The 26,932-nt window shown below is 49.9% G+C and carries 31 protein-coding genes, 2 tRNA genes and 5 pseudogenes; 20 read left to right on the forward strand and 18 right to left on the reverse strand.

All coding sequences use genetic code 11. From position 1 onward, the window contains the following. Nucleotides 1-190 precede the first annotated feature (190 nt). Both ACD630_RS18285 and ACD630_RS18290 read left to right on the forward strand, forming a co-directional pair. Nucleotides 191-325, forward strand: coding sequence for a hypothetical protein (locus ACD630_RS18285; RefSeq protein ID WP_430360206.1), 135 nt, complete (start codon nucleotides 191-193; stop codon nucleotides 323-325). Next, nucleotides 261-461: pseudogene (locus ACD630_RS18290) on the forward strand (IS256 family transposase); the annotation flags it as partial. The gene ACD630_RS18285 and the pseudogene ACD630_RS18290, both read left to right, overlap by 65 nt. Here ACD630_RS18290 and ACD630_RS18295 read toward each other — a convergent pair. Next, a complete protein-coding gene (locus ACD630_RS18295; protein ID WP_430360207.1) occupies nucleotides 390-605 on the reverse strand; it encodes a hypothetical protein in 216 nt (71 codons plus the stop codon). The pseudogene ACD630_RS18290 and the gene ACD630_RS18295 sit on opposite strands and share 72 nt — an antisense overlap. 179 nt (nucleotides 606-784) lie before the next feature. On the opposite strand from ACD630_RS18295, the gene cutA reads away from it, so the two are divergent. Further along, nucleotides 785-1,117: a divalent cation tolerance protein CutA gene (gene cutA / locus ACD630_RS18300; RefSeq protein ID WP_430360208.1), complete on the forward strand. Its 333-nt coding sequence runs from the start codon at nucleotides 785-787 to the stop codon at nucleotides 1,115-1,117. Continuing rightward, complete coding sequence (locus ACD630_RS18305; protein WP_430360209.1) at nucleotides 1,093-2,820, forward strand: protein-disulfide reductase DsbD; 1,728 nt, start codon at nucleotides 1,093-1,095, stop codon at nucleotides 2,818-2,820. Before cutA ends, ACD630_RS18305 begins: the two co-directional genes overlap by 25 nt. Before the next feature lie 49 nt (nucleotides 2,821-2,869). Here ACD630_RS18305 and ACD630_RS18310 read toward each other — a convergent pair whose 3' ends face one another. After that, a complete protein-coding gene (locus tag ACD630_RS18310; RefSeq protein WP_430360210.1) occupies nucleotides 2,870-4,174 on the reverse strand; it encodes a transposase in 1,305 nt (434 codons plus the stop codon). A 41-nt stretch (nucleotides 4,175-4,215) separates the two neighbouring features. Here ACD630_RS18310 and ACD630_RS18315 point away from each other — a divergent pair. After that, nucleotides 4,216-4,557 (forward strand): annotated as a pseudogene (locus tag ACD630_RS18315) (transposase); the annotation flags it as partial. A 202-nt stretch (nucleotides 4,558-4,759) separates the two neighbouring features. Here ACD630_RS18315 and proX read toward each other — a convergent pair. Genes proX through proV form a run of 3 tightly spaced genes read right to left on the reverse strand, consistent with a single transcriptional unit; the run spans nucleotide 4,760 to nucleotide 8,130 of the window. Further along, complete coding sequence (gene proX / locus ACD630_RS18320) at nucleotides 4,760-5,758, reverse strand: glycine betaine/L-proline ABC transporter substrate-binding protein ProX (RefSeq protein ID WP_430361174.1); 999 nt, start codon at nucleotides 5,756-5,758, stop codon at nucleotides 4,760-4,762. A 34-nt stretch (nucleotides 5,759-5,792) separates the two neighbouring features. Then, nucleotides 5,793-6,935, reverse strand: a complete 1,143-nt coding sequence (gene proW / locus ACD630_RS18325; protein WP_430360211.1) for a glycine betaine/L-proline ABC transporter permease ProW — start codon at nucleotides 6,933-6,935, stop codon at nucleotides 5,793-5,795. Further along, complete coding sequence (proV, locus tag ACD630_RS18330) at nucleotides 6,928-8,130, reverse strand: glycine betaine/L-proline ABC transporter ATP-binding protein ProV (RefSeq protein ID WP_430360212.1); 1,203 nt, start codon at nucleotides 8,128-8,130, stop codon at nucleotides 6,928-6,930. The genes proW and proV overlap by 8 nt, the downstream gene beginning before the upstream one ends. Before the next feature lie 552 nt (nucleotides 8,131-8,682). Between proV and ACD630_RS18335 the strand changes: the two genes are divergently transcribed. After that, nucleotides 8,683-8,856: a hypothetical protein gene (locus ACD630_RS18335; protein ID WP_430361311.1), complete on the forward strand. Its 174-nt coding sequence runs from the start codon at nucleotides 8,683-8,685 to the stop codon at nucleotides 8,854-8,856. A gap of 35 nt (nucleotides 8,857-8,891) precedes the next feature. Continuing rightward, the gene (locus ACD630_RS18340; RefSeq protein ID WP_430360213.1) at nucleotides 8,892-10,196 is read left to right on the forward strand and encodes a transposase; all 1,305 of its coding nucleotides are present in this window, start codon (nucleotides 8,892-8,894) and stop codon (nucleotides 10,194-10,196) included. Between the two features lie 96 nt (nucleotides 10,197-10,292). Here the strand turns inward: ACD630_RS18340 and ACD630_RS18345 are convergent. Then, nucleotides 10,293-10,502: pseudogene (locus tag ACD630_RS18345) on the reverse strand (IS256 family transposase); the annotation flags it as partial. Nucleotides 10,503-11,067: 565 nt separating this feature from the next. On the opposite strand from ACD630_RS18345, the gene ACD630_RS18350 reads away from it, so the two are divergent. The 5 genes from ACD630_RS18350 (at nucleotide 11,068) to ACD630_RS18370 (ending at nucleotide 13,101) form a co-directional block, all read left to right on the forward strand. Further along, nucleotides 11,068-11,388, forward strand: coding sequence for a reverse transcriptase domain-containing protein (locus ACD630_RS18350; RefSeq protein WP_430360214.1), 321 nt, complete (start codon nucleotides 11,068-11,070; stop codon nucleotides 11,386-11,388). A 28-nt stretch (nucleotides 11,389-11,416) separates the two neighbouring features. After that, nucleotides 11,417-11,782, forward strand: coding sequence for an IS630 transposase-related protein (locus ACD630_RS18355; RefSeq protein ID WP_430360215.1), 366 nt, complete (start codon nucleotides 11,417-11,419; stop codon nucleotides 11,780-11,782). Continuing rightward, the gene (locus tag ACD630_RS18360) at nucleotides 11,706-12,242 is read left to right on the forward strand and encodes an IS630 family transposase (RefSeq protein WP_430361175.1); all 537 of its coding nucleotides are present in this window, start codon (nucleotides 11,706-11,708) and stop codon (nucleotides 12,240-12,242) included. The genes ACD630_RS18355 and ACD630_RS18360 overlap by 77 nt, the downstream gene beginning before the upstream one ends. A 48-nt stretch (nucleotides 12,243-12,290) precedes the next feature. After that, entirely contained in the window at nucleotides 12,291-12,770 is a 480-nt protein-coding gene (locus ACD630_RS18365) for a reverse transcriptase domain-containing protein (protein WP_430360216.1), read from the forward strand. A 112-nt stretch (nucleotides 12,771-12,882) separates the two neighbouring features. After that, nucleotides 12,883-13,101, forward strand: coding sequence for a hypothetical protein (locus ACD630_RS18370; protein WP_430361176.1), 219 nt, complete (start codon nucleotides 12,883-12,885; stop codon nucleotides 13,099-13,101). Nucleotides 13,102-13,201: 100 nt separating this feature from the next. On the opposite strand, the gene ACD630_RS18375 is transcribed toward ACD630_RS18370, so the two are convergent. The 6 genes from ACD630_RS18375 to rlmE form a co-directional block, all read right to left on the reverse strand. Then, a tRNA-Leu gene (locus ACD630_RS18375) sits at nucleotides 13,202-13,288 on the reverse strand. Nucleotides 13,289-13,304: 16 nt separating this feature from the next. Beyond that, entirely contained in the window at nucleotides 13,305-13,640 is a 336-nt protein-coding gene (secG, locus tag ACD630_RS18380; protein ID WP_430360217.1) for a preprotein translocase subunit SecG, read from the reverse strand. A 250-nt stretch (nucleotides 13,641-13,890) separates the two neighbouring features. Continuing rightward, the gene (gene glmM, locus ACD630_RS18385) at nucleotides 13,891-15,228 is read right to left on the reverse strand and encodes a phosphoglucosamine mutase (RefSeq protein WP_430360218.1); all 1,338 of its coding nucleotides are present in this window, start codon (nucleotides 15,226-15,228) and stop codon (nucleotides 13,891-13,893) included. A 6-nt stretch (nucleotides 15,229-15,234) separates the two neighbouring features. Continuing rightward, nucleotides 15,235-16,068, reverse strand: a complete 834-nt coding sequence (gene folP / locus ACD630_RS18390; protein WP_430360219.1) for a dihydropteroate synthase — start codon at nucleotides 16,066-16,068, stop codon at nucleotides 15,235-15,237. Nucleotides 16,069-16,221: 153 nt separating this feature from the next. Beyond that, complete coding sequence (gene ftsH, locus ACD630_RS18395) at nucleotides 16,222-18,105, reverse strand: ATP-dependent zinc metalloprotease FtsH (RefSeq protein ID WP_430361177.1); 1,884 nt, start codon at nucleotides 18,103-18,105, stop codon at nucleotides 16,222-16,224. A gap of 56 nt (nucleotides 18,106-18,161) precedes the next feature. Next, nucleotides 18,162-18,791 (reverse strand): 23S rRNA (uridine(2552)-2'-O)-methyltransferase RlmE, encoded by a 630-nt coding sequence (rlmE, locus tag ACD630_RS18400; RefSeq protein ID WP_264625620.1) that lies wholly within the window; start codon nucleotides 18,789-18,791, stop codon nucleotides 18,162-18,164. Between the two features lie 200 nt (nucleotides 18,792-18,991). On the opposite strand from rlmE, the gene yhbY reads away from it, so the two are divergent. Next, the gene (yhbY, locus tag ACD630_RS18405) at nucleotides 18,992-19,285 is read left to right on the forward strand and encodes a ribosome assembly RNA-binding protein YhbY (RefSeq protein WP_430360220.1); all 294 of its coding nucleotides are present in this window, start codon (nucleotides 18,992-18,994) and stop codon (nucleotides 19,283-19,285) included. A 118-nt stretch (nucleotides 19,286-19,403) separates the two neighbouring features. On the opposite strand, the gene greA is transcribed toward yhbY, so the two are convergent. Then, nucleotides 19,404-19,880: a transcription elongation factor GreA gene (gene greA / locus ACD630_RS18410; protein WP_430360221.1), complete on the reverse strand. Its 477-nt coding sequence runs from the start codon at nucleotides 19,878-19,880 to the stop codon at nucleotides 19,404-19,406. Between the two features lie 260 nt (nucleotides 19,881-20,140). Here greA and dacB point away from each other — a divergent pair. Continuing rightward, nucleotides 20,141-21,339, forward strand: a pseudogene (gene dacB, locus ACD630_RS18415) (serine-type D-Ala-D-Ala carboxypeptidase); the annotation flags it as partial. A gap of 86 nt (nucleotides 21,340-21,425) precedes the next feature. Here the strand turns inward: dacB and ACD630_RS18420 are convergent. The 3 genes and pseudogenes from ACD630_RS18420 to ACD630_RS18430 all read right to left on the reverse strand — a co-directional run bounded on the left by ACD630_RS18420 (nucleotide 21,426) and on the right by ACD630_RS18430 (nucleotide 22,293). Beyond that, nucleotides 21,426-21,548 (reverse strand): hypothetical protein, encoded by a 123-nt coding sequence (locus ACD630_RS18420; protein WP_430360222.1) that lies wholly within the window; start codon nucleotides 21,546-21,548, stop codon nucleotides 21,426-21,428. A gap of 32 nt (nucleotides 21,549-21,580) precedes the next feature. Continuing rightward, nucleotides 21,581-21,739 (reverse strand): annotated as a pseudogene (locus ACD630_RS18425) (transposase); the annotation flags it as partial. Next, complete coding sequence (locus tag ACD630_RS18430) at nucleotides 21,670-22,293, reverse strand: IS630 transposase-related protein (RefSeq protein ID WP_430360223.1); 624 nt, start codon at nucleotides 22,291-22,293, stop codon at nucleotides 21,670-21,672. The gene ACD630_RS18430 and the pseudogene ACD630_RS18425, both read right to left, overlap by 70 nt. A 116-nt stretch (nucleotides 22,294-22,409) precedes the next feature. Here ACD630_RS18430 and ACD630_RS18435 point away from each other — a divergent pair, with 116 nt between their 5' ends. Beyond that, nucleotides 22,410-22,601 carry a Rha family transcriptional regulator gene (locus ACD630_RS18435; RefSeq protein ID WP_430360224.1) on the forward strand — a complete coding sequence of 64 codons (192 nt, stop codon included), beginning with the start codon at nucleotides 22,410-22,412 and terminating at the stop codon, nucleotides 22,599-22,601. A gap of 342 nt (nucleotides 22,602-22,943) precedes the next feature. Then, nucleotides 22,944-23,567 carry a lambda exonuclease family protein gene (locus ACD630_RS18440; protein ID WP_430357727.1) on the forward strand — a complete coding sequence of 208 codons (624 nt, stop codon included), beginning with the start codon at nucleotides 22,944-22,946 and terminating at the stop codon, nucleotides 23,565-23,567. Nucleotides 23,568-23,626: 59 nt separating this feature from the next. On the opposite strand, the gene ACD630_RS18445 is transcribed toward ACD630_RS18440, so the two are convergent. Further along, nucleotides 23,627-23,702: transfer RNA gene (locus ACD630_RS18445), tRNA-Lys, on the reverse strand. A gap of 16 nt (nucleotides 23,703-23,718) precedes the next feature. Then, nucleotides 23,719-24,111 carry a hypothetical protein gene (locus ACD630_RS18450; RefSeq protein ID WP_430360225.1) on the reverse strand — a complete coding sequence of 131 codons (393 nt, stop codon included), beginning with the start codon at nucleotides 24,109-24,111 and terminating at the stop codon, nucleotides 23,719-23,721. A 134-nt stretch (nucleotides 24,112-24,245) separates the two neighbouring features. On the opposite strand from ACD630_RS18450, the gene ACD630_RS18455 reads away from it, so the two are divergent. The 4 genes from ACD630_RS18455 (at nucleotide 24,246) to ACD630_RS18470 (ending at nucleotide 26,891) form a co-directional block, all read left to right on the forward strand. Beyond that, nucleotides 24,246-25,046, forward strand: coding sequence for a KilA-N domain-containing protein (locus tag ACD630_RS18455; RefSeq protein WP_430360226.1), 801 nt, complete (start codon nucleotides 24,246-24,248; stop codon nucleotides 25,044-25,046). Nucleotides 25,047-25,065: 19 nt separating this feature from the next. Continuing rightward, entirely contained in the window at nucleotides 25,066-25,263 is a 198-nt protein-coding gene (locus tag ACD630_RS18460; protein ID WP_430360227.1) for a DUF1187 family protein, read from the forward strand. A 222-nt stretch (nucleotides 25,264-25,485) separates the two neighbouring features. Then, nucleotides 25,486-25,665 (forward strand): hypothetical protein, encoded by a 180-nt coding sequence (locus tag ACD630_RS18465; protein WP_291970025.1) that lies wholly within the window; start codon nucleotides 25,486-25,488, stop codon nucleotides 25,663-25,665. An 11-nt stretch (nucleotides 25,666-25,676) separates the two neighbouring features. After that, the gene (locus tag ACD630_RS18470; protein WP_430360228.1) at nucleotides 25,677-26,891 is read left to right on the forward strand and encodes a helix-turn-helix domain-containing protein; all 1,215 of its coding nucleotides are present in this window, start codon (nucleotides 25,677-25,679) and stop codon (nucleotides 26,889-26,891) included. The last annotated feature ends 41 nt before the right edge of the window (nucleotides 26,892-26,932 follow it).

The following is a 26,932-nucleotide window of genomic DNA, read 5'->3' on the forward strand; positions in this document are numbered from 1 at the left end:
ATCATTATCATTTAATGACAAGTGGTTTACAATGCTGACAATTAGCCAGAATTTGTAGGGTTTTTCTGCGATCGTGGGGTTTTCGTGCATTCCTCATGCTAGGCAGTGTCCCTTAATTGCGTAACCGGCGGTAAAACAAGCGGATGCAGCCCAGTTTCACCATTGCTAGATATAGCAAAACGACTTGAAAATGATTACAGCCAATGCCCTGATATGTGGCAAAAAAATACAGCTAATTGTTATCAAAATAATGTCGCTTGGCTATAGAATCACTGAACAGCGTGCTCCAGCATGCAATCAAGAAACGCAAGGTGTTCCCGACTGATGACTCGGTTAAGAAGGTCGTATGCCTGGCAATCCAAGCGGCATCACAGAAATGGACGATGCCCTTACAGGACTTGTGTATGGCAATGAGTCGCTTTATTATCGAGTTCGGTGACCGTCTTGACGGTCACTTCTGAGGAAAGGCATTTACACAAAATCTTAAACAGGCTCATAGCAAACAGCGTTGTGCCTAATAAAGCGCCGATATAGCCAAGCGATATTATTTTGATAACAATTAGCTGTATTTTTTTGCCACATATCAGGGCATTGGCTGTAATCATTTTTAAGTCGGTTGACTATACCTAGCGTTCTGGCGATTACGCTATCCGTCATCTTTGGCTTTGTTCTCGGGAATCTGGTGCTGTAACGTCCCTTCGGTATTCACCCCGGGCGGCATCCATTCCCCTCGGCCCCCAAAGCAGGGTATAGTACCCCCAGTTCCTCTTTCACTGGGGTGACCATGGAAAATTCTGCGAGCTGCACCGCCATCGTTGTCCTGTGTACTGCACCTGACGAACCCATAGCACAACAGCTGGCGACGGATGTGCTCAATGCCGGGCTGGCAGCCTGTGTCACAGTACTGCCGGGCGCGCACTCTTTCTATGTCTGGGAAGGTAAGCTGGAGCTGCAACAGGAAGTGCAACTAGTGATCAAGAGCGATACCTTGCACCAACTTGCGCTGCTGCAACGCCTGAAACAGCAACACCCTTATCAAACGCCGGAACTGCTGGTGGTTCCGATCACGGATGGCGACAAAGATTACCTGACATGGCTAACCACATCCTTACGCTGATCCTGCTGTTAAGCACGCTGATCTGCCCTCAACTGGCAGGCGCATCCCTGTTTGCGCCGTCATCTCCGGTACAAAACAGCCGCTTTTTGACGGTAGATCGCGCATTTGCTTTCGATTTTCAGCAACAGCAAGAGACGCTGACGCTACGCTGGCAAATCCAACCAGGCTATTACCTCTATCGCGACAAAATCAGTCTTACTCCCAGCCAAGCCTTGCTCGGCGACATATCCGTACCCGCTGGCCTGCCGCACAAAGACGATTTTTTTGGAGAAGTGGCAATCTTTCGCGATAGTCTCACAGTAACCGTCCCTATTACGCAGAGCACGGCGGGCGCAACGGTGCGTGTTACCTATCAGGGCTGCGCCGATGCGGGTTTTTGCTACCCACATGAAACGCGGGAAATTCCATTAAGTACAGTGACCGCAGGCCTCCAGCCAATGCCCAGCAATACAGCGCCAACCGTCACAGCACCTGTAGCACCAGCACAACTTCCATTTTCTCCACTTTGGTCGTTGTTAATCGGTATCGGTGTTGCCTTCACCCCCTGCATACTCCCAATGTACCCACTGATTTCCGGGCTGATTCTTGGCCGGAAACAGCAATTATCCGCCCGCCGTACCCTGCTGCTGGCGTTCACCTATGTGCAAGGCATGGCTCTGACCTACACGCTGCTGGGCATTATCATCGCGGCAGCAGGACTGCGTTTTCAGGCGGCGCTACAGCATCCGGCCGTGTTGATCGGCTTGTCACTGCTGTTTATCGCACTCGCGCTGTCGATGTTTGGTCTCTATAACCTACAGATGCCCTCCGCCATACAAACGCGTCTGGCACAGTGGAGCAATCGGCAACAAAGCGGCTCTCTTGGCGGAGTCTTTTGCATGGGGGCATTGGCTGGGCTGATTTGCTCGCCCTGCACCACCGCCCCTCTCAGCGCCATCCTGCTCTATATTGCGCAAAGCGGTAATAGCGTCGCCAGTGGCGGCATTCTTTATCTCTACGCGCTTGGCATGGGCTTGCCGCTTATTGCAGTAACCCTGTTTGGCAATCGCTTTTTACCCCGTAGCGGCCCCTGGATGCAGCACATCAAAACCGCTTTTGGGTTTGTCATTCTGGCCTTGCCTATTTTTCTGCTGGAACGCGTTGTAGGCGATACTTGGGGAGCGCGTCTGTGGAGCCTGGTGGTGATTTTCTTCCTGGCTTGGCTGAGCATGCTGGGTTTGCGCAGCCATTGGCGCGGTATGCGTTTGATACAACTGCTGCTTTTGATTGGTGCCGTGACCGCCGCTCGTCCACTGCAAGAGTGGCTAATGCCGTCATCAAGCCAGGCCAGCACCGCTCATACCATTTCTCTGCCATTTACACCGGTGCATAATCTGGAGCAAGTAAACCAATCTCTGGCGAGCAGCCAGCAGCCTGCCATGCTGGATTTGTATGCCGACTGGTGTGTAGCCTGCAAAGAGTTTGAGAAATACACTTTCAGCGATACGGACGTCAAACGGGATCTGGCCAGGTTTCAACTTCTTCAGGCGGATGTGACCGCCAACAACGCGCAGCAAAATGCATTGCTGAAAAAATTTCAGGTTATGGGGTTACCAACCATACTCTTTTTTGACAGTAATGGCCGGGAGATTCCCGACTCACGCATTACGGGTTTTATGAATGCCGAGGCGTTCAGGGCACATTTGCAAAAACTGGGGCAATAGGCCACTGCAACGGTGGTGGCCCCAGTCTGAATCCATAGGTATCTACACATCATAAAGGGTTAAAAACCACCATAGCTAAGTGGGCAAGTTCTTCCGGGGTATAGTCTGCTAATAACGTCAAGGTATTTAGCAGGATGGATAGTCCGGCAAGCAGCGCTGGGGCGCTTTCTTTACGCCCTCGTTTTTGTTGTCGTCCGGATAATCGGCAAATTAACTGACGGGCTGCCGCATTGTCGTCTCCTTCAGCGCGTTGCAGCCGCCATACCAGCACACATGCCATGCTAGTGCGTAGCAGGGCACCAGCACTGCGCTGAAGCCATTTTTCTACATCATGACCGGCACCTTTCAGCAGCTTAAAAAAGGATTCAATACCCCAGCGCCAGTAATACCAGCGAGCGACTTCCGCGCTGGTGATCTCGTTGCTAACTTTTGTGAGCAGCCTCCAGCGTCCGATAAATTTACCGTGAGTATCGGTAAGGCGAACCACAACTAATCTGAGTGTCAGAGCTACGCCTGGCTGAACTTTCACTCGCCGTCCGGTGTTCTTGTCTTTCCACTTCGCTTTTGCTGTTCGCGTTATGATCACGGATGTTTCCCCGATCTCCATATTGGCTTTTTTCCCTTTCCAGCCAACCTGTCCGTTTGCGATAAATGGCAGATCGTCTGCAATTTCACCAATTTTACGGGTGTCACCGCCCCACTCGGCCCGATGCCCTTCCTTTCCCCGGATAAGCCAACATATTCCCTGGGAGCTTAATGTGCGCATATGCCCGATAGAGTCACCTTCACGGTCAATGAGATGAACTAACTTCTTCCCGGTATCAAGAGACTCAACACGGGCGATATCAGCCGTCAAAGCATCCATATGAGTCCTACTCTCAGACAAGCCTTCGGTTAGCGTTGAACGACAACCCGCCCTATCGGTTAGAGTTTGAGACAGGGGCGCTATTGGTAAACCATTTGCAGCATCAACCAGTAGGCTGGTTTGTAGTTCATAACCGACGTCGCCACCATGCGTCATTTTCAAACGTTCTTCTTTCCCATTGTGGGTACGAAACTGTAAATGAGACCAGTCGTGAACGACGGGAGCGTATGGATGCGGGCTAAGTGCAACTTGCCGGAGAGCCAGCGAAATAATCGGTTCATTGAGCTGACTGAAGCTAATACGTTCATTATTAAAAAAACGCCAACCGGCCTGAGTAGTGGCGAATGTTGTTTTCTGCGCGCAGGCAAGGTCTTTAACGGCTGACGCCAATGGTGCTGGGGGAGTCATGTGTTGCTTAACCAGACGCTGATAACGCTGGTTAAGGCGGGCATCAATCCCACCGATGGATAAGTTGAGATCATGCAGCAACGTAATAGCAGATATTGCAAAAGATGTGTAGATACCTATGGCTTCAGGCGCTGGAGACGTTCAGTGGGACATGGGATCACCGCTATCCACAGATAAGCCGGAGCTGGCAATCAAACTGGGCCAACCTGTCGACATTCTTCTCGTACCCCCAGGAACTTCGCAAGGTAATCTACATGACGAACGCTATAGAATCACTGAACAGCGTGCTCCGGCATGCAATCAAGAAACGCAAGGTGTTCCCGACTGATGACTCGGTGAAGAAGGTCGTATGGCTGGCAATCCAGGCGGCATCACAGAAATGGACGATGCCCTTACAGGACTGGCGTATGGCAATGAGTCGCTTTATTATCGAGTTCGGTGACCGCCTTGACGGTCACTTCTGAGGAAAGGCATTTACACAAAATCTTAAACAGGCTCGGCCATTCCCATACACTCTCTGTCATTCCCGCGTAGGTGGGAATCTCCCACAGGCGAAACACATTCTTCCTGACAAAGGTCCCCGGCCTACGCCGAGGACGACGAGCTTTGACATCAGTTTAAGGCCCAAGTGGGCCTGTGAGTGAATAACAACGTGACGCTATCCAGTTACTTGGCCGCCTCAGCGGCGGTTTTTATCCAACCATCAAACTGTACCTGATGTGCCTTGATCCAGCCATCCACATGGCGTTCGATATCTTTCTGGCTGCTCTCTCCGCTGCGCATCTGCATGTTTTGCGCGTTGATGTCGGCCAATGGCAGCTTCATGATGGCAAACAGTTTGACAGCTGCCGGATTTTTCTCTGCCCACGCTTTGTTCGCTGCGATGCGAATATTATTCACGGGGAAGCCGTAGTCGTTGCCGTTAGCCAGCTTGGTGCTGGAGCCTTTCATTTCTCCCGGTTGAGAAGAGAAAGGCACCTGTAACCAGACAACGTCGCGCCCCGGTACCAGCACATCGCTGACCCAGTACGGTGTCCAAGTGTAATAGAAGATAGGTTTGCCTTCTTTATAGCGGGTAATGGCATCTGCGATCATCGCGGCGTAGTTACCCTGATTGTGCTCGACCGTGTTGCTCAATCCGTAAGCCTGAAGGTGATGGTTGATGGCGGCTTCACAACCCCAACCCGGTGCACAACCGATCAGGTCCGCTTTGCCATCAGCGTTGGTATCAAACAGCTTGGCGATCTCAGGATCTTTAAATTGCTCAACGTTGGTGATCTGGTACTTTTCCGCTGTCTTTTTGTCGATCAGATAGCCCTGCGCTGCACCAGCAACGTAAACCCCGTCGCGGTAAAATTTGGTATCACCGCCAGCCGCTTTGTACATGTCTGCCTGAAGCGGATCCCAGTTGACGGCGGTGAAGGTGGCATCGCCGGATGCGATGGACATATAGGCAACATTGTAATCCACTTCGCGAATGGGTTGCACGTCGTAGCCCAGTTTCTCCAGTGCACGGCTGACCAGCAACGTCTGGAAGGTTTCTTCCGAAATTGTGCTCTGCACGGGCTGAACACTGACTCCTTTGCCTGGCTGATCGGCGGCATAGAGCGGCGAGCCTGTCAGCGCGGCAATCAGGGCAACAGCCCAGAATCCGATTTTCTGCATCATGGTTTTATCCCTCTTTTATGTTGTCGTGTGATTAACGCGTGAACGGGCGTAAAATTTGCCCCAACGGACCGGTGCGATACCAGGATTGATTACCACGGCTACGGCGGTCACGCCCCAGAGACTGGGTCAATCGGTCCAAAATGATGGCAAGAATAACGATCCCGACGCCGCCTACGGCAGCCAGTCCCATATCCAGACGCCCGATACCGCGCAGCACCATCTGCCCCAATCCTCCCACTGCGATCATCGAAGCAATAACCACCATGGAGAGTGCGAGCATCAGCGTTTGGTTAACACCCGCCATGATGGTGGGCATTGCCAACGGCAACTGTACTTTGAACAGCATCTGGCGCGGACTGGCTCCAAAGGACTCAGCGGCTTCTACCAGATCGGCGGGCACCTGCCGGATACCGAGGATGGTCAAACGTACAATCGGTGGCAGCGCAAAGATAATCGTGACCACCACGCCGGGCACATTCCCGATGCCAAACAGCATGACAATCGGCACCAGATACACAAACGCCGGTGTGGTTTGCATGGCGTCGAGCAGCGGGCGCACCACTTTTGCCGCACACTCACTGCGCGCCAGCCAGATGCCGAGCGGCAAACCAAGCAGCATGCAAAAGAACAGGGCGGTTAATACCAGTGCCAGCGTGACCATAGCCTGTGACCACGCACCGATAGCACCGATGGCGACCAGCGATATCAGCGTTGCCGCACACATACCCAGTGATGACATCTGCCAGGCGATAAGGGAGAACACCAAGATGGCGACCGGGGCTGGCATGCCTAGCAGCGCCTGCTGGAAAGCGTTGAGAATGATGTCAACCGGCACGCGAATGCCTTGAAACAGCGGACGGAAATGCAGTACCAGCCAGTCGATCCCTCCGGTGACCCAATGATCCAACGGAATCAACGTGTCTTTGAACGGATCTAACAGCGAAAAGTGTTCCTGAGCCGGTGCTGGGGCGCTGTTCAGCCAATCAGCTCCAGACTGGGCGGCATCCTGAGCGGGTGCGCCCCACGCATCTGCACTGTTAGTTGCAGCGTCACCCGAAGCCAATGCACTTTGTGCTGCCGATGACCAAGGATCGCCATTGCTGCTGGTGGCTGCCTGTTCGGCAGCATTGACCGGTGTTTTCGTGGTTTCCCACGGATTGGTTGCGTTAGTCATTGTTGCTGCCCTCCTTGTCTAATGCCTGTAACAGCATGCCCTTGGAAATAATGCCGATATATTCACTGTTCTCACCGATGACCGGTACGGCGCAGGGGGCCTGTGCAACCTGTAAAATCAGTTCGTTGAGTGACATATCTGCGGGCACGGGGGCAGGGTCTGGCAGCAAAGCCTGTTCCAGCGGTTCTTGCGCGTGCAGTGCTTTTTTCAGCGAATCGATAGACACGACGCCGATAAATTTTTTCCCTTTTTCCAGCACGTAGCCATATTCACGATTATCATCCTGTAGGATCTTGAGCGCCGAGCGCGGCCCAACGCCGGGCGCTTTGCGGATCAAGGTAACGGGGCGACGACGCGCAATGTCTTTCGCACTGAACACGTGGCTGATATCCACACCACGGAAGAAGGTACGCACATAGTCATTAGCCGGGTTATTGAGAATTTCATCCGGTGTGCCGACCTGGATCACTTCACCACCTTGCATGATGGCGATGCGATCGCCGATGCGCATGGCTTCGTCCAGATCGTGTGAAATAAACACGATGGTACGCTGGTGGCGCGATTGCAGTTTCACCAACTCATCTTGCATTTCAGTACGGATAAGCGGATCGAGCGCTGAAAACGCTTCATCCATCAGCAGAATATCGGGATCGTTTGCCAGTGCACGCGCCAGACCGACGCGTTGGCGCATCCCGCCAGAAAGCTCATCCGGATAGGTATTGGCATAAGCTTCGAGGCCTACCTGTTGCAGTGCTTCGAGCGCTTTCTGTTCACGCTGTGCTTTATCGACACCTGCCAACTCCATGCCAAACGCGGTGTTAGCCAACACGCTCAGGTGCGGCATCAAGGCGAATGACTGGAACACCATGCTGATTTTTTTGCGGCGCAGGGCGCGCAGTTCTGTGTCTGATACCTCGGCGACGTTTTCGCCGTCGATCAGTACCTGACCGCGAGTCGGTTCAATCAGACGATTGAGAAGGCGTACCAGTGTGGATTTACCCGAGCCGGATAATCCCATGATGACGAATATCTCGCCTTCTTCAATGGCCAGATTGGCGTCTTTCACGCCGACAGTGAGCCCGGTTTTTTCAAAGATCTGATCTTTGTTTAGCCCTTTGTCTATCAGTTTGAATGCCCTGTCAGGGTGCTCGCCAAATATTTTATAGAGATGCTTTACTTCGAGTTTTATTGCCATGAAATGATAAAATTCCTCTGTAATTTATCGTTCTATATTTCTGTCCTGATGAAGGTGAAAACACGCCATACCCTATCATACTCAGATTTTGAGGCAACCCTTTGTGCCACGAGTAGTGCTATGAGGATATTCATTTTCATGTCGCTGGATAGACCCTTTTTCTTTATTTTTTACTGTTTGATTTTTATATTATTTATTGATGTTTTGTATTAATTTTTATTTAAATATCAATTACATATTTTTTTTGAAATTCGATATTTTAAATGGTTTTTACGTTTCTGTATGTTGTGGTTAATAATGAGCTTGAATGACGTTGTGATTTTTTTTGAAATTACTTATGCCATTGCAGTGATAAAGGTGATTTATACCCGTGATCATTGAAGATGCTTGATTTTACGCGGTAATAAGAAGATCATGCTCACCCACTATGAAGATATTTATTATCGACAAGGCTTTGTTGAATAATAGTGAGTCATGCTGTTTTGCCAAGCCAGTTTTGGTGGAAAATGCTTGTCACCTCAGGTTTACAGTTTTCTTATGAGGCCTAACTGCATGATTTTGCGTTGCGAGGATCTGTCGTTTCACCGGGGGTGCAGCATAAAATATGTTTATTCAACAAAGCCTATCGACAAGCAAAAAGCCGAACTCGAACACCTTCATGACACCAGTCGTGATAAGCGTGTTTGTGATCGCATCAAAGCCGTCCTGCTGGCCTCCGAAGCATAGGTATCTACACATCTTTTGCAATATCTTCTATTACGTTGCTGCATGATCTCAACTTATCCATCGGTGGGATTGATGCCCGCCTTAACCGGCGTTATCAGCGTCTGGTTAACCAACACATGACTCCCCCAGCACCATTGGCGTCAGCCGTTAAAGACCTTGCCTGCGCGCAGAAAACAACATTCGCCACTACTCAGGCCGTTTGGCGTTTTTTTAATAATGAACGTATTAGCTTCAGTCAGCTCAATGAACCGATTATTTCGCTGGCTCTCCGGCAAGTTGCACTTAGCCCGCATCCATACGCTCCCGTCGTTCACGACTGGTCTCATTTACAGTTTCGTACCCACAATGGGAAAGAAGAACGTTTGAAAATGACGCATGGTGGCGACGTCGGTTATGAACTACAAACCAGCCTACTGGTTGATGCTGCAAATGGTTTACCAATAGCGCCCCTGTCTCAAACTCTAACCGATAGGGCGGGTTGTCGTTCAACGCTAACCGAGGGCTTGTCTGAGAGTCTGACTCATATGGATGCTTTGACGGCTGATATCACCCGCGTTGAGTCTCTTGATACCGGGAAGAAGTTAGTTCATCTCATTGACCGTGAAGGTGACTCTATCGGGCATATGCGCACATTAAGCTCCCAGGGAATATGTTGGCTTATCCGGGGAAAGGAAGGGCATCGGGCCGAGTGGGGCGGTGACACCCGTAAAATTGGTGAAATTGCAGACGATCTGCCATTTATCGCAAACGGACAGGTTGGCTGGAAAGGGAAAAAAGCCAATATGGAGATCGGGGAAACATCCGTGATCATAACGCGAACAGCAAAACCGAAGCGGAAAGACAAGAGCACCGGACGGCGAGTGAAAGTTCAGCCAGGCGTAGCTCTGACACTCAGATTAGTTGTGGTTCGCCTTACCAATACTCACGGTAAATTTATCGGACGCTGGACGCTGCTCACAAACGTTAGCAACGAGCTCACCAGCGCGGAAGTCGCTCGCTGGTATTACTGGCGCTGGGGTATTGAATCCTTTTTTAAGCTGCTGAAAGGTGCCGGTCATGATGTAGAAAAATGGCTTCAGTGCAGTGCTGGTGCCCTGCTACGCACTAGCATGGCATGTGTGCTGGTATGGCGGCTGCAACGCGCTGAAGGAGACGACAATGCGGCAGCCCGTCAGTTAATTTGCCGATTATCCGGACGACAACAAAAACGAGGGCGTAAAGAAAGCGCCCCAGCGCTGCTTGCCGGACTATCCATCCTGCTAAATACCTTGACATTATTAGCAGACTATACCCCGGAAGAACTTGCCCACTTTGCTATGGTGGTTTTTAACCCTTTATGATGTGTATAGCCAAGCGACATTATTTTGATAACAGCCAACTATGCTTTTTTTCCGCATATCAGGGCATTGGCTGTAATCATTTTTAAGTCGGTTGGCTATAACAGTCTTTGTGGAGTAGCTATTGCGCGTGTTAGTTCCAGATTTGGACTGGTGCTTCTCATGCCCGAGGTGATGGGTCATTTCAGCATTAAGGGCAGCTTCAACGCAGATCTTTTTCAGCAGGCGATCAAACGGGTTGAGAGCGTCAGGGGTTTTGAGATTTTTGGCCAGCTTGTTAGCCAGAGCCTGTAACTGTTTTTCGTCCATAAAGTAACCTGCTTTTGATGTTGGATTGAACATATCAAAATCAGGCAATTATACAATCTCGTGTACAGCCTCCCTGATGGTGGCGAAGGACTAGCGAAGTGCAATGGCGTCATCGCGAGGTGGGGTCTGAAGGAAGCGTGGAGCAAAGCCATGACCTGACGAACAGAAACCTGATACAAGGCTCATCCGATCGGCAGAGCGAGCATATGATCGCGAAGGCCATAACCATCAACGGTCGAGTGAGTAAATCAGGCAGGTGTGTGGTGAAGGGGGTCGTGCTTACCCCGGGAGGTCTGCATAGCGTCCTGCATTCAGGACTGAGCTCATCGTGAGGTGCGCTGATCGCTATGCAGAAGTCAGCAGAGGGCATAGTAGGGGAAACCTGAAGGCCCGAACAGTGATGAGTGGCGAGTATCGCCGGAGGTTCTGAACGGTCATGCAGCAAAAAACGCAATGCGACCCCGATGAGAGCAGAAGGGGTGAAGCCCCGACTCCTGCCCCATCAGGGGCTGAAACCGTCCAGACACAACCGGAGCGGGAAAGCCCGTCGTCCGGGGATAGTCTCATGGAGGTTATCCTCAACCAAGAAAATCTGAAGCAGGCGCTGAAAAGAGTAAAAGCCAACAAAGGCGCGCCGGGTGTGGACGGAATAAGCGTGAGCGAACTCCCCGACCATCTGAAACACCAGTGGCCGGAACTGCGGAGTAACCTGCTGGCTGGCAGATACAAACCTCAGCCCGTCCGCAGGGTGGACATACCGAAACCCGAGGGAGGAACCCGACAACTGGGAATCCCGACGGTAATGGACAGGTTCATCCAGCAGGCAGTGATGCAGGTGCTGCAAAGCCAGTGGGATCCGACCTTCAGTGAAAGCAGCTATAGCTAAACGACTTAATTTTGATCACATTATTTAAATGAGCTATTCAATTGATTTTAGAAGTAAAGTAATATCTACACGGGAAGAAGAAGGGTTGAGTATCCGAGAAACAGCGAAGCAATTTCGGATTGGCCCTGCCTCTGTATCGCGTTGGATTAATCAAATAGCGTCAAAAGCATCGACCACGCGTCAGCGAAAGAGCGATAAATCCGAGTTGATAAAAGATGTTGAACCATATCCAGATGCTTACCAAAAAGAACGTGCAGAGCGTTTTGGCGTTTGTCAGAAGGCCATTTGGCAAGCTCTTAAAAAGCTGGGATTGACCTATAAAAAAAACTCTACGCCATCCGAAAGGCGACGAAAGCGCCCGGCAAGCATTTCAACAAAAAATACAACAGTATGAAAAAGAAGGCAAACCTATTGTTTTTATTGATGAAAGTGGTTTTCCACACGATACCCCACGGGCTCACTGCTATTCCCCAAAAGGTCAACGGTGTTTTGGCCTGAAGAACGGGGGAGGCAAGGGAAGAACAAATGTTATCGGCGCGTTATTAGGCACAACGCTGTTTGCTATCGGATTATTTGATATCAATATTAACAGCGATGTTTTCTATTCCTGGGTCACACAAGTCCTTATCCCAGTACTCCCTAAAAACAGGGTAATCGTGATGGACAATGCAACTTTTCACAAAAAACATAATATTCAACAAGTCATCATCGATGCAGGGTATATGGTGAAGTATTTGCCTACATATTCGCCAGATCTTAACCCCATTGAGCATAAATGGGCACAAGCAAAAAAAGAGAGAGTGGTTGCGATACAGAGATTTTGTTCTCAGTCCATATGGTGTAATCAAAATTAAGTCGCTTGGCTATATGGGTTCCGCGTTGGCAGGTCAGCGCATCATGCGGTGAAGCGAGCAAAGAGATACGTGGAAGAAGGCCACCACTGGGTGGTGGACATCGACCTCGAAAAATTCTTTGACCGGGTAAACCACGATGTACTGATGAGCCGGGTGGCAAAGCGGATAACGGATAAGCGGGTGTTAAAGCTTATCCGGGCCTTCCTGAATGCTGTAATCATGCAGGCAGGGCTGGTCAGCCCACAGATGGAAGGCACACCGCAGGGTGGTCCGTTGTCGCCCCTGTTGTCGAATGTGTTGCTGGATGAACTGGATCGCGAGCTTGAAAAGTGCGCCCTGAAGCACGTCCGCTACGCAGACGACAGCAATATCTACGTCAGAAGCGAAAGAGTCGGTAAACGTGTGAAGGAAAGCATCACCCACTGGCTGGAGAAGAGACTGAAACTGAAGGTTAATGAGCGGAAAAGCGCGGTGTCGCCACCGTGCGAACGTAAGTTCCTGGGTTATAGCCAACCGACATTATTTTGATAACAGCCAGCTATGCTTTTTTGCCGCATATCAGGGCATCTGTTGTAATCATTTTTAAGTCGGTTGGCTATACTACAGTCTGAACGAGTTACCGTCACTGACACGCAACCTGCTGGGGTGGGTAAGAAGGAGGTTGCGCAGTCTGCTGTGGAAACAGTGGAAGAAAGGGCGGACTCGTTATAGCGAGCTCAGGGTGAGAGGGGTCGGTAAGGACCTTGCAGCCCAGACAGTGGGCAGTTGTCACAAGCAATGGCGGATCAGTCTGTCACCAGCGCTGTGCATAGCCCTACCAAATAGACTGTTCAGAGAAATGGGCCTGCCGGATATATAAGGTGGGCGACAATTAACATAACTGAACTGCCGTATACGGATCCGTATGTACGGTGGTGTGGGAGGAAGCTGATCGTGAGATCGGCTCCTATCCCTATTATTGGTACCGAGTACGGGACTTGAACCCGTAAGCCCAATCGGGCACTACCACCTCAAGGTAGCGTGTCTACCAATTCCACCACCTCGGCATCCGAAATCCGTCAATTATTTGGGAATGTCACTAGAAGGTGCAGCCGGTGCTGCTGGCGTAGCAGGCTGTTCAACCTGAGCTGGCTGGCCCAGATTATCCCACTCACTGCCGCCCTTGCTCTGATGTGAACTCATGTTCCCTAAGACCGGGCTGAGGACGAAAAACAACGTCGCCAATGCAGCGGTCATACGTGTCATAAAGTTACCGGAACCGCTCGAACCGAACAGCGTCGCAGACGCCCCAGCTCCGAACGAGGCACCCATATCAGCACCTTTACCTTGTTGCAGCATGATCAGACCTACTAGGCCTAGTGCAACCAACAGGAAAATGACTAAAAGAGCTTCGTACATGATAGTACCCGTAACTGTTTCCCCATCATCCGATGAGGAGGCTAAATTCTCGCGGCAAACCGCACACATCTCGCTCAGCGGACAGCATTTGTCCCTAGTAGAGCGAGTCTGAATACTAACTAAACCCACTGGGTGACGCAAGTGTATTTTAGAAAGATCAATGCGGTTGCGGAAAAAACGGCTAAACTCCTCAATGGGTAAAGAGGCTGTCTTCGTTATAGACCACAAAGACAGCCCAATACCAGAGAAATTAATGCGCAGCCTTCACAATATCCGCAATCTGATTGGCAAGGCTGACAACCAGAGCTTCATCTTCCCCTTCGACCATCACGCGAATCAAAGGCTCCGTACCAGACTTACGCAACAGTACGCGACCGCGTCCCGCCAGCGTTTTCTCCACCTCTGACACTACGTTTTTCACCGCGTCGCTTTCCAGCGGATCGCTGCTGCCGTTGAAGCGCACGTTGACCAACACCTGCGGGAACAATTTCATGCCGCTACAGAGATCGTGCAGCGACATATGGTTGCGCACCATCGCCGTCAGCACCTGAAGGCCAGCAATGATGCCGTCACCCGTGGTGGTTTTATCCAGCAGAATGACATGACCGGAATTCTCTGCGCCGATGCGCCAGCCCTTCTCCTGCATTTTTTCCAGCACATAGCGGTCGCCCACTTTGGCACGAGCAAACGGAATACCCAGTTGCTTCAATGCCAGTTCCAGGCCCATGTTGCTCATCAGTGTACCCACAGCACCGCCGCGCATTTGCCCTTGGCGCAGCCCTTCACGCGCAATGATGTAGAGGATCTGATCGCCATCGACCTTATTGCCTTCGTGATCCACTATGATCAACCGATCGCCGTCGCCATCAAACGCCAGACCAACGTCCGCCTTTTCCGCCAATACGCGAGATTGAAGCTGACGCACATCTGTTGCACCGCAGGATTCGTTGATATTCATGCCGTCTGGCTCACAGCCAATGGCAATCACTTTTGCTCCCAGCTCACGCAACACGCTCGGAGCGATGTGGTAAGTAGCACCATTGGCGCAATCCACCACAATTTTTAACCCACTCAGGCTCAGTTCATTCGGGAACGTACTCTTACAAAACTCAATGTAGCGCCCGGCAGCATCCACGATTCGATTCGCTTTTCCCAATTCAGCGGATTCCACGCAGGTCAGCGGTTTATCCAGCTCCGCTTCGATGGCCTCTTCGACTTCATCCGGCAGTTTGGTGCCATCAATAGAGAAAAATTTGATGCCATTGTCGTAGTAGGGGTTGTGTGATGCAGAGATAACAATGCCCGCTTCAGCACGGAAGGTGCGCGTCAGATACGCCACAGCGGGTGTCGGCATCGGGCCGGTAAATGAAGCCGATAACCCAGCGGCGGCAAGCCCGGCTTCCAGCGCGGATTCCAGCATATAGCCAGAAATACGCGTGTCTTTTCCGATAATGATTTTGCGCGATCCGTGGCTCGCCAGCACCTTACCGGCTGCCCAACCAAGTTTTAACACGAAATCCGGGGTGATGGGCGTCTCGCCCACTTTGCCACGCACACCATCCGTACCAAAATATTTGCGGTTACTCATTCGTTATTATTCCTTCTCTGCCAACGTGGCTTCGACAACTCGCATCGCGTCAACCGTCGCTTTTACATCGTGTACGCGAATAATATGCGCACCCTGCATGGCAGCAATGACCGCACAGGCGACGCTACCATGTACGCGCTGGAGCGGAGGAACATTAAGTAGCTGTCCCACCATGGATTTTCTCGACATCCCAACCAGCAGCGGTAAACCAAAATGATGCAACTCCTGCAAATGTGCCAGGAGGCGGTAATTATGCGACAAATTCTTACCGAACCCGAACCCGGGATCCAGCGTCAGGCGATCTTTTTCAATGCCAACCTCGGCGCAGCGGGCGATCTGCTGTTGGAAATAGGCGTTTACCTCAGCCACCACATCGTCATAGTGCGGGTTATGTTGCATGGTTTTCGGCTGGCCTTGCATATGCATCAGGCAAATAGGTAGCCCGGTTGCCGCTGCGGCTTCCAGTGCGCTCGGTTCCTGCAATGAACGAATATCGTTAATCAGATGCGCACCAGCCTGCGCCGCTGCGCTAATCACCTCGGGCTTGGACGTGTCAACCGAGAGCCAGGCATCAAAGTGCGCCGCCAAGGCTTCAACCACTGGGATAACGCGATCCAGTTCTTCCTGTACGCTGACATCCGCTGCACCGGGACGGGTAGATTCGCCACCGATATCAATCAGCGTGGCCCCCGCGTTGACCATCTCTTGCGCATGGCGGATGGCCTCATCGAGAGCGGTGTATTTTCCGCCATCGGAAAATGAATCCGGCGTAACGTTGAGAATCCCCATCACTTGAGGATGAGTGAGATCCAAAGTGGCATCACGGGCAATTAGTTTCATCACCTTCTTCCTTTAACAGCCGGTTTATCAATAAAGAAAAACCCCGGCAAGCTAGGGTGTTTTAAAAGAGGGGGTCAACAGCGCTATGACCGGACAACACTATCACATAACGCTGCTATAACTGTGCACGCTGTGGGCTGCACTTATCGCTTATCAGCTTGGCTGTGCTGCGGTCGGCGTAGCGCCACCGTTGCCCGGTTCATTGTTGCTGGCCGGTGCGCTTTCCCATCCCGCAGGCGGGCGCACGTCACGGCGTGACATCAAATCATCAATTTGCGGCGCATCGATAGTTTCGTACTTCATCAGCGCATCCTTCATCGAATGCAGCACGTCCATATTCGCCATCAACAGTTCACGTGCCCGCACATAGTTCCGCTCAATCAGCGATTTGACTTCCTGATCGATAATGCGCGCCGTTTCGTCAGACATGTGTTTGGCCTTGGCAACAGAACGGCCCAGAAACACTTCGCCATCTTCTTCTGCATACAGCAACGGCCCCAGTTTTTCCGAGAAGCCCCACTGCGTTACCATGTTACGCGCAATAGACGTTGCCACTTTGATGTCATTCGAGGCACCGGTGGATACCTTTTCTGCACCATAGATAATCTCTTCCGCCAGACGACCGCCGTACAACGTAGAAATTTGGCTCTCCAGCTTCTGACGGCTGGCGCTGATCGCGTCGCCTTCTGGCAAGAAGAAAGTCACACCCAGCGCACGACCACGCGGAATAATGGTGACTTTGTGCACCGGATCGTGCTCCGGCACCAGACGACCAATAATCGCATGGCCCGCTTCGTGATAAGCGGTAGATTCTTTCTGCGCTTCCGTCATGACCATAGAGCGGCGTTCTGCACCCATCATGATCTTGTCTTTGGCTTTCTCGAACTCCACCATGGAAACCACGCGTTTGTTACCGCGAGCAGCGAACAGTGCCGCTTCGTTCACTAGGTTTGCCAGATCGGCACCGGAAAAGCCTGGCGTACCGCGCGCAATCAGTGAGGCATCCATATCCGTCGCCAAGGGAACGCGACGCATATGCACTTTCAGGATCTGCTCACGACCACGAACATCCGGCAGACCAACCACTACCTGACGGTCAAAACGGCCCGGACGCAGCAATGCAGGGTCAAGCACGTCAGGACGGTTGGTGGCGGCAATCACGATAATGCCTTCATTGCCTTCAAAACCATCCATCTCAACCAGCATCTGGTTCAGGGTTTGTTCACGTTCATCATGACCACCGCCCAGACCCGCACCACGTTGGCGACCGACGGCATCGATTTCATCAATGAAGATGATACAAGGCGCGGCTTTTTTCGCCTGCTCGAACATGTCACGCACACGAGATGCACCGACACCCACGAACATCTCAACAAAGTCAGAACCGGAAATGGTGAAAAATGGCACCTTCGCTTCACCGGCAATCGCCTTGGCAAGCAGGGTCTTACCTGTTCCCGGCGGCCCTACCATCAGGATGCCTTTCGGAATTTTACCGCCCAGTTTCTGGAAGCGGCTAGGCTCACGCAGGTATTCCACCAGTTCGCTCACTTCTTCTTTGGCTTCATCACAGCCAGCGACGTCAGCAAACGTGGTTTTAATTTGATCTTCGGTCAGCATGCGCGCTTTGCTTTTGCCAAAGGACATGGCGCCTTTACCGCCACCGCCTTGCATCTGACGCATGAAGAAAATCCAGACGCCAATCAGCAACAGCATCGGGAACCAAGAGATAAAGATCGATGCCAGCAGGCTCGGCTCTTCCGGCGGTTCACCAACCACTTTCACATTCTTGGTCAGCAGGTTATCCAGTAGCTTGGGATCGTTAACAGGAATGAAGGTGGTGTAGCGGTTGCCATCTTTTCTTGTAACGTTAATCTCACGCCCGTTAATACGTGTTTCACGGACCTGCTCCTGATTCACCTCTGTCAAGAAGGTAGAATAGTCCACCCGGCGGCCATTTGACTCGCTGGGCCCAAAGCTCTGAAATACGGACATCAGCACCACTGCGATGACGAGCCAGAGAATCAGGTTTTTAGCCATGTCACTCAATGGATTAACCTCATATTACAACTGTGTTAAAAAACAGCGTTAGGGTACTACAGTTTACGCCCTGTCGCTACAATGTACACTTCACGAGAACGAGCACGCGAAGCATCAGGCTTACGAATCTTCACTGTTGTGAACAGAGAGCGAATTTGTCGCAGGTATTCATCAAAGCCATCTCCCTGAAAGACCTTCACCAGAAAACTTCCGCCCGGTGCCAGAACATCCCGACACATTTCCAACGCCAACTCAACCAGATACATGGCTCTTGGAATATCCACGGCGGGGGTCCCGCTCATGTTGGGTGCCATGTCTGACATCACAACCTGAACTTTATTATCCCCTACCCGCTCCATCAAGGCGCTAAGCACTAATTCATCACGAAAATCGCCTTGAAGGAAATCGACACCAACGATGGGATCCATTGGTAAAATATCGCACGCGATGATCCTGCCTGCATTGCCGATCTGCGTCACCACGTATTGAGACCATCCACCAGGCGCAGCGCCCAGATCCACCACAGTCATGCCCGGTTTAAATAGTTTGTCAGTGCGCTGTATTTCATCCAGTTTAAACCAAGCACGGGAGCGTAGCCCTTTTTTCTGCGCCTGCTGTACATATTTATCGCTAAAGTGTTCCTGCAACCAGCGACTGGAGCTTGCAGAACGCTTTTTATTTGCCATCGGCTTTCCAACTTTTTGTTATGTACAACCAATTTGTCATGTACAACCTACTTGCTATAAAACATCAACGTGCCATTTACAACCGGTATTGCTCAACGACGCCGCCAAAGATCGGCCCATCAACGTCACCAAATTGGTTATAATGGTGAGATGGCGGTAGAATGACCCGTTTTCAATCCCAACCTAAGTAAAAAAGACACATGAATCTAAGCAACAAACAAAAACAGCACCTGAAAGGCTTGGCTCACCCGCTAAAACCAGTGGTTATGCTGGGTAACAATGGCCTTACCGAAGGTGTTCTGGCCGAAATTGAACAATCGCTAGAACATCATGAGCTGATCAAAGTTAAAATTGCAGCTGAAGATCGGGATACTAAGGCATTGATTGTTGAAGCCATTATCCGCGAAACCAGTGCCTGCAACGTTCAGGTTATCGGCCATACGCTGGTTCTGTATCGCCCGTCGAAAGAACGTAAAATTGTGTTACCCAAGTAACCAATTATATCACCGTGTTTCACATTTAACGAAAAGGTGCCATGCCCGTTCGTTAGAGAAAAGGCCGCATGCGGCCTTTTGCTTTTCTTTACACAATTTGCCGATTTAATCGGCGAAATTACAGATATTGGACCTTCAGGATCTCATACTCAACCAGACCACCAGGCGTTCTGATGGTCACGATATCATCCTGCTCTTTGCCAATCAGCCCACGGGCAATCGGCGAATTCACAGAAATCAGGTTTTGTTTGAAATCCGCTTCATCATCACCCACGATGCGATAGGTCTGTTCTTCTTCTGTATCCAAGTTCATCACAGACACCGTTGCACCAAAAATGACGCGCCCACTGGCGGGCATCTTTGTCACATCAATCACTTGCGCATTGGACAACTTGGCTTCGATTTCCTGAATCCGGCCTTCGCAAAAACCCTGCTGTTCGCGCGCCGCATGGTACTCAGCGTTCTCTTTCAAATCACCGTGTTCACGAGCCTCAGCAATCGCCGCAATGATTTCCGGACGGCGAGTGCCTTTCAAGAATTCTAGCTCTTCACATAGTTTTTCTGCACCACGCAATGTCATCGGAAATTGTTTCATATCTTCAAACCTCTAAGAAACTTGTAAGATGTTCATTATCATCATCCTGACGCTTCAACGAACGATGCGACAGACGGTCGGTATGCCAGCGCTCCCTGGCGATAAACGAAAGTAACCTGACCCGGAACAAGGTTTCAGGTCAGGAGCGATTTTGCATTTTGATACGTATTTTAACCCAGAGTTCCATAAGGGTCATCGTTTACTTTAGACCGCATTGCGCCGTAGTATGACCCCACCTTACCCTGTTGTAATCTGAGATTATGCGTTTTTTATCGACTTTTTCCGGACTTGCCTACTCGGTTGTGCTACAGAGCGCTGTGTTACCCGCTCACGCAGCAAGCATTAACGATCACATTCAATACCTGCCGGATGGCGCTAATTTGGCGTTCTTGGCATAGAAAATAGGTGCCAGTAGTCCCGCAGTGACTTACAACAGTGAACAAATGGCATTACCCGCCAGTACCCAGAAAGTGTTGACGGCGTTAGCCGCTTTGCTACAGCTAGGCCCAGATTACCGTTTCGTGACCACACTGGAAAGTCATGGTGCAGTAAGTGGCGGAAAATTGAACGGTAATTTGGTAGTGTGTTTCAGTGGTGATCCTACACTGAAGCGCCAACAGATCCGTAATATGATCGCCGAATTGAAAAAATGCGGCGTACAGAGTATCGCCGGTGATGTGATCATCGATACCTCAGTGTTCGCCAGTCATGACAAAGCGCCGGACTGGCCGTGGAACGATATGACACAGTGCGTTAGCGCACCGCCGGGCGCAGCCATTGTCGATCGCAGCTGCTTTTCCGTCTCCCTCTACAGAGCGCCTAAAGCGGGCGACAATGCATTTATTCGCGTTGCTTCTTACTACCCGGTCAGATGTTCAGTGAAGTGCGTACGCTAGCAAAAGGCTCATCTGATGGACAATATTGCGAGCTGGACGTGGTGCCGGGCGAATTAAACCGTTTCACACTGACCGGCTGTCTGATGCAACGCGCCGAACCGTTACCATTGGCTTTCGCTATTCAGGATGGTGCCAGCTATGCTGGTGCCATCGTTAAATATGAGCTTTTACAATCAGATATCCGTATCACAGGCAGCTTACGCCATCAGACACTATCAAGCCCCGCGGGTACCGTACTGGCTCAGACACAATCCGCACCGCTGCATGACCTTCTCACTATCATGCTGAAAAAATCCGACAACATGATTGCAGATACCGTTTTTCGCACCATCGGACATGAGCGTTTCAGCGTGCCAGGCACCTGGCGCACCGGAGCCGATGCGGTGCGTCAGGTACTGCGATAAAAAGCGGGCGTTAATCTGGATAACAGCATTGTCGTTGACGGCTCTGGACTGTCGCGCCATAACCTGATTTCACCCGCCACCATGATGCAGGCGCTGCAATACATTTCCCAGCACGATAACGAATTGAAGTTCATCGAGATGCTGCCTTTGGCAGGTTACAAATGCCGAACAGTATTCGCATCACGTAACAATCGACCCGTATGGGGCGCAGTCGTTACAAGTTCTGATTTATTCAACAAAGCCGTTCACTCATCGAAAACAACAACTCTATAGCCAAGCGACTTAATTTTGATTACACCATATGGACTGAGAACAAAATCTCTGTATCGCAACCACTCTCTCTTTTTTTGCTTTTTGCTTGTGCCCATTTATGCTCAATGGGGTTAAGATCTGGCGAATATGTAGGCAAATACTCCACCATATACCCTGCATCGATGATGACTTGTTGAATATTATGTTTTTTGTGAAAAGTTGCATTGTCCATCACGATTACCCTGTTTTTAGGGAGTACTGGGATAAGGACTTGTGTGACCCAGGAATAGAAAACATCGCTGTTAATATTGGTATCAAATAATCCGATAGCAAACAGCGTTGTCCTAATAAAGCGCCGATAACATTTGTTCTTCCCTTGGCTCCCCCGTTCTTCAGGCCAAAACACCGTTGACCTTTTGGGGAATAGCCGTGAGTCCTTGGGGTATCGTGTGGAAAACCACTTTCATCAATAAAAACAATGGGTTTACCTTCTTTTTCATACTGTTGTATTTTTTGTTGAAATGCTTGCCGGGCGCTTTCGTCGGCTTTCGGATGACGTAGCGTTTTTTTATAGGTCAATCCCAGCTTTTTAAGAGCTTGCCAAATGGCCTTCTGACAAACGCCAAAACGCTCTGCACGTTCTTTTTGGTAAGCATCTGGATATGGTTCAACATCTTTTATCAACTCGGATTTATCGCTCTTTCGCTGACGCGTGGTCGATGCTTTTGACGCTATTTGATTAATCCAACGCGATACAGAGGCAGGGCCAATCCGAAATTGCTTCGCTGTTTCTCGGATACTCAACCCTTCTTCTTCCCGTGTAGATATCACTTTACGTCTAAAATCAATTGAATAGCTCATTTAAATAATGTGATCAAAATTAAGTCGTTTAGCTATAATATTTAGCTAACCCAGTCATCCCGCCCCGGGATCGCGCCGGGGTTCCATTATCGTTTTAACCAACGAGGTATATTTGTATGCAAAATTTAACCATTGCACAAACAGTAACCATGTCCAGCCGTGAGATTGCGGAGCTGACCGATAAGAAACATTTCCACGTATTGAGAGATATCGAGTCAATGCTCGTTGACCTAGGTGAAGACCCGGAGGGGTATGCCCATTTTTGGATACACCCCCAAAACGGCCAACAATACCGGGAATTCTTATGATAGGTGCATCCTTTGCTGTCTTTGTAATCGGCGGAAAAGTCCGCCGATTGAATATTGAGCGCCTCGAACATCTTGCGGCAATCAGCAAGAACGTCTTTATGTTGTTTTCCGGTTAGCTCCACAATTTCGCGGCTGGACATGGTTACTGTTTGTGCAATGGTTAAATTTTGCATACAAATATACCTCGTTGGTTAAAACGATAATGGAACCCCGGCGCGATCCCGTGGCGGGATTAGTGGTTAGTGGCGCTGCAGGAAGAAGAGCGCCAGATTATCGGCAATGCAGAGAAGGAGCGCATCAAAAAAAGCATTCCCGTCGATGCAGAATATAGCGAGGTGGATCATGCAACAGCGCAGTGATGAATGGTTTTCCGCCCGTTGTGGCAACGTGACCGCCAGTCGCCTGTCTGACGTAATGGCAAAAACCAAATCGGGCTATTCCGCCAGCCGCCAGAACTACATGGCAGAGCTTATCTGCCAGCGCCTAACAGGAAAGGTGGAAGAAAGTTACGCAAACTCGGCCATGCAGCACGGCACTGAACTTGAACCGGTGGCGCGGGAGATGTACCTGCTTAACCAGTTTGACGCAGAAGTTACAGAAGTGGGATTTATTCCCCATCCAGAGATCGTAGGATTTGGGGCGTCGCCTGATGGCCTGGTCGGAAATGATGGCCTGATAGAAATAAAATGCCCCAACACATGGACGCATTTAGAGACCATCAAGACCGGTAAGCCGAAAAACCAATACCTCCTACAGATGCACGCCCAAATGATGTGTACGGGCAGGAAATGGTGTGATTTTGTCAGCTATGACGACAGGCTACCGCCAGACCTTGCCTATTACCAGTTGAGAATTCATCAGGACGATAAACGGGTTGCTGAAATAGAGGAGGCGTTAAGGCAGTTTCTGGCTGAACTTGAAAACGAACTTGAGGCTATCAGGAAATTATCCAGGGTGGCAGCATGAGTGCATGCACGTCGTCAGGCGGCCGTGCAATCAGGTTCCGCTTGACAAAAGGGGTAGCATGGTGGGTTGTGCAGGATTCGAACCTGCGACCGATGGATTAAGAGTCCACTGCTCTACCAACTGAGCTAACAACCCGTAGTGGTATAATTAATTAGAGGGCGGTGACGAGAAAAGCTTTCACAACCAGAGAGAGAATACCCAAAACTCCAGCACTCAGCATCCAGCGAATTAACTTCTGCTCAGAGCGGATACCCGCCATCTCAAGCTGTAAATCCTTGCGGACTAATTGCATATCCTTACGCACATCGGCTATCTCTGCGGACAGGTCCTTACGGACATCGGCTATCTGCGCGTCGGTCTTCTCGAAGCGGAACTCCATATCTTTACGAACGTCAGCTATATCGCGCTTTACCTCAGCAATATCAGCCTTATCAGCCTTAGTAGCGACATCTGCCACCTCATGAGACTTGCGTACGACGAGCGAGATCGCCTTGGCCTGCTCACTGGTAAGCCCGGCGGTTTGAAGCTCTTCTGATGCTTGCAATGTATCAAATGCAACCTAGCCCATAGCGGATCCTCCTGTACTAAGCCAAGTGTAAGCGATCTGACCGCCAATCTGCAAAATTTTACCCGTTAGCCCTCTGATAACCACATCCGTTTAACTATGGAGAAATCGTTATGTCTAACTTAGTTGTCATTGAAAATACCGTCGTCCGTCAGGATGCTTTCGGGCGTTACTGCCTGAATGATTTACATCGCGCAGCCGTTGCACAAGGTAAAGCGACAGGATCGCAACGACCTTCAAATTTTTTACGTACTGAAGGGATCGCGGCATTTGTTCAATCTTTGAGCAATGCTCAAAAAAGAGCTTCGGTTAATGTCATTAAAGGTGGCCTTGAGTCAGGAACATGGGCAGATGAATTAGTGGCCATCCGCTATGCGGCATGGATAGAACCTGAATTTGAGGTTCAGGTATATGAGCAATTCCGTGATTCTGTAAAGTCCAGCAATGGCGTACTGGTAGAAAAAGTCCAAGCGGGATTGGCCTTGCTCGCTTTCTACAAGCAAGAGCTGCGCATAGCGCCTTCCGCAATGCTGGGAGCAATGAAAAAGCTGCAATCTTCCCTCGGCATGCCGGATATCCTGCCTGCCTACGCTGTAGATGCCCCGGAGGGCAGCGTAACCGGGTCAAGTGAAGTCACGCATTCCTTGACTGAATTGCTAATGCTGCACGGCAAGCCCTACACCGCACAGTCTGGTTTCAAGCGCCTGCAATTGCTCGGACTCACTGAGCGCAAGTCACGTCCCAGCAGCAAGCATCCCGACAAAGAGAAACTGTTCTGGTCGCTAACAGAGAAAGGCTTGCAGTTCGGAAAGAACCTGACCGACCCGAATAACCCGCGCCAGACACAGCCACACTTCTACGACAGCCTGTTTCCACGTCTCTTAGGCGTCATGATGAACGGTGTAGCGGCATAAACAACCTCGGAGAGACTTAATGTACAAAATAACGGCAACGATCAAAAAGCCCGGCGGGATGGATGTTCAGTGGCTACGGTTCTCTGAGGTGGAACTCACCATGTCAGAATGCGAAAAACTGCTCTTTAAGCCTAAGGAGGCAGGTAAGTCGTTCGGCGATAAGGTGAAACTGGAGGATTTCCGCTGCGTCAGGGTGAAAAACAGGGATACGTGGTAAATAGCACAATAAACCATCCCATTGACGCAAGGAGAACCCATGCGCTCGAAAAATGGCAACAGGCGAACGTTAACCAGTTCCTGCAACGCCACTAATCACTAATCCCGCCCCGGGATCGCGCCGGGGTTCTACAACGGTTTTTACTGACATATTTCGGTACAATAGTCACCCGAGAAAAGCGACACAGGTAAACACCATGAAGCATATTCAACCAAAACTGGCATGGAAAAACCGCATGATTACCTATTATTCAACAAAGCCTTTACAAATCTGAAAGGAAACCCCTTTAACTGGTCAGTAATTGATCTCTTGGGAATGTATAACAGTGCTAATGAACAAATTATACCCGACTTGGTTATTCCTGTGCTGAAAAAACAGTTGAAGGAGCAAGAAGGGTCTTAACGGGTGGTCATATGAGAGTGGGAATTACGGGCTTTCAACCCGAGAGACTTACCCAAATCAGGGAAGCTCGTGGGTTATCAAAAATCAACCTTGGTCGCCTGGTTGAGCGTTCCCCTTCAACAATAACAAAGTGGGAGAATGGTAACCATGCTCCTGATGCTGAAGCTTTGTCTATTTTAGCGGCTGCACTAAATTGCCCTATCAGTTGGTTTGTTAAGCCGACCATTCTAAAAGAAGAGACTCCTGTTTTTTTTAGAACATTGGCCAATACTGCCAAGGATTTATGCAGTGCATCAGAAGTTTACATGGGATGGCTACAGGAAATTTCATTGCAATTACAACAATATCTTGATTTTCCAAGTGTAAATCTCCCCCATTTGGATGTGACAGATTATCGGGCTATAGATGATTCAGTTATTGAAATTATGGCATCAAAATGCCGCAAGGCTTGGGGGCTAGGTATTGCTCCTGTATCAGACTTGCTTTTAGTAATAGAAAATGCGGGTGTCATATGCTCTAGATTTGAGCAAGGCAGTGTCATGATGGACGGTTATTCTCAATGGAGTAATAAAGAAAATAGACCGTACATAATATTAGCGACAGATAAAAATAATTATTACCGTAGTCGATTTGATGCCGCGCATGAACTAGGTCATATTGTATTGCACCGTTATATCAATCGGTTGGATGTTGTTAATTTTAAAGTTATCGAAGAACAGGCAAATAAGTTTGCTGCATATTTTATGTTACCAGAAGAAGCATTTTCAACAGAATTACCCCCTTTCCCGACGCTTGAGAACTTCGTTTCCTTAAAGGCTCGATGGGGCATGTCTGCTCAAGCAATGATATTAAGGGCAAGAGATTTGGAAGTCATTTCTCCATTAGAGTATCAGCGTCTGTATAAAAGTATATCTGCACGTGGATGGAGAAAAGGGGAACCATTGGATGATTTAAAATTACCCGAAGTTGTGAGACTTTTCCCTCGTTGTGTAAAACTGCTCTTTGAGTCATCAACGCTTACAAAGGCGAGTTTGCTTGAAATTCTTGGTCTTTCAAAAACTGACGCTGAAGACCTGTGTTCTTTACCTCGGGGTTATTTATCCGAAGGTTCCGTTCTTAATTTTGAATCAAGAATTAAATTGAAAAAAAGCCCAGCAGATGATGATTTCAGGATTTCTGAAAATGTTATTAATTTGTTTGGAATGAATAAAGCTATTATTGAATAATAGGTGATCATGCTGTTATGACACGCCTGTTTGGGATTAAA

Origin of the sequence: Symbiopectobacterium sp. RP, from assembly GCF_050472005.1 — a bacterium.
In the GTDB taxonomy this organism is placed as follows: Bacteria; Pseudomonadota; Gammaproteobacteria; order Enterobacterales; family Enterobacteriaceae; genus Symbiopectobacterium.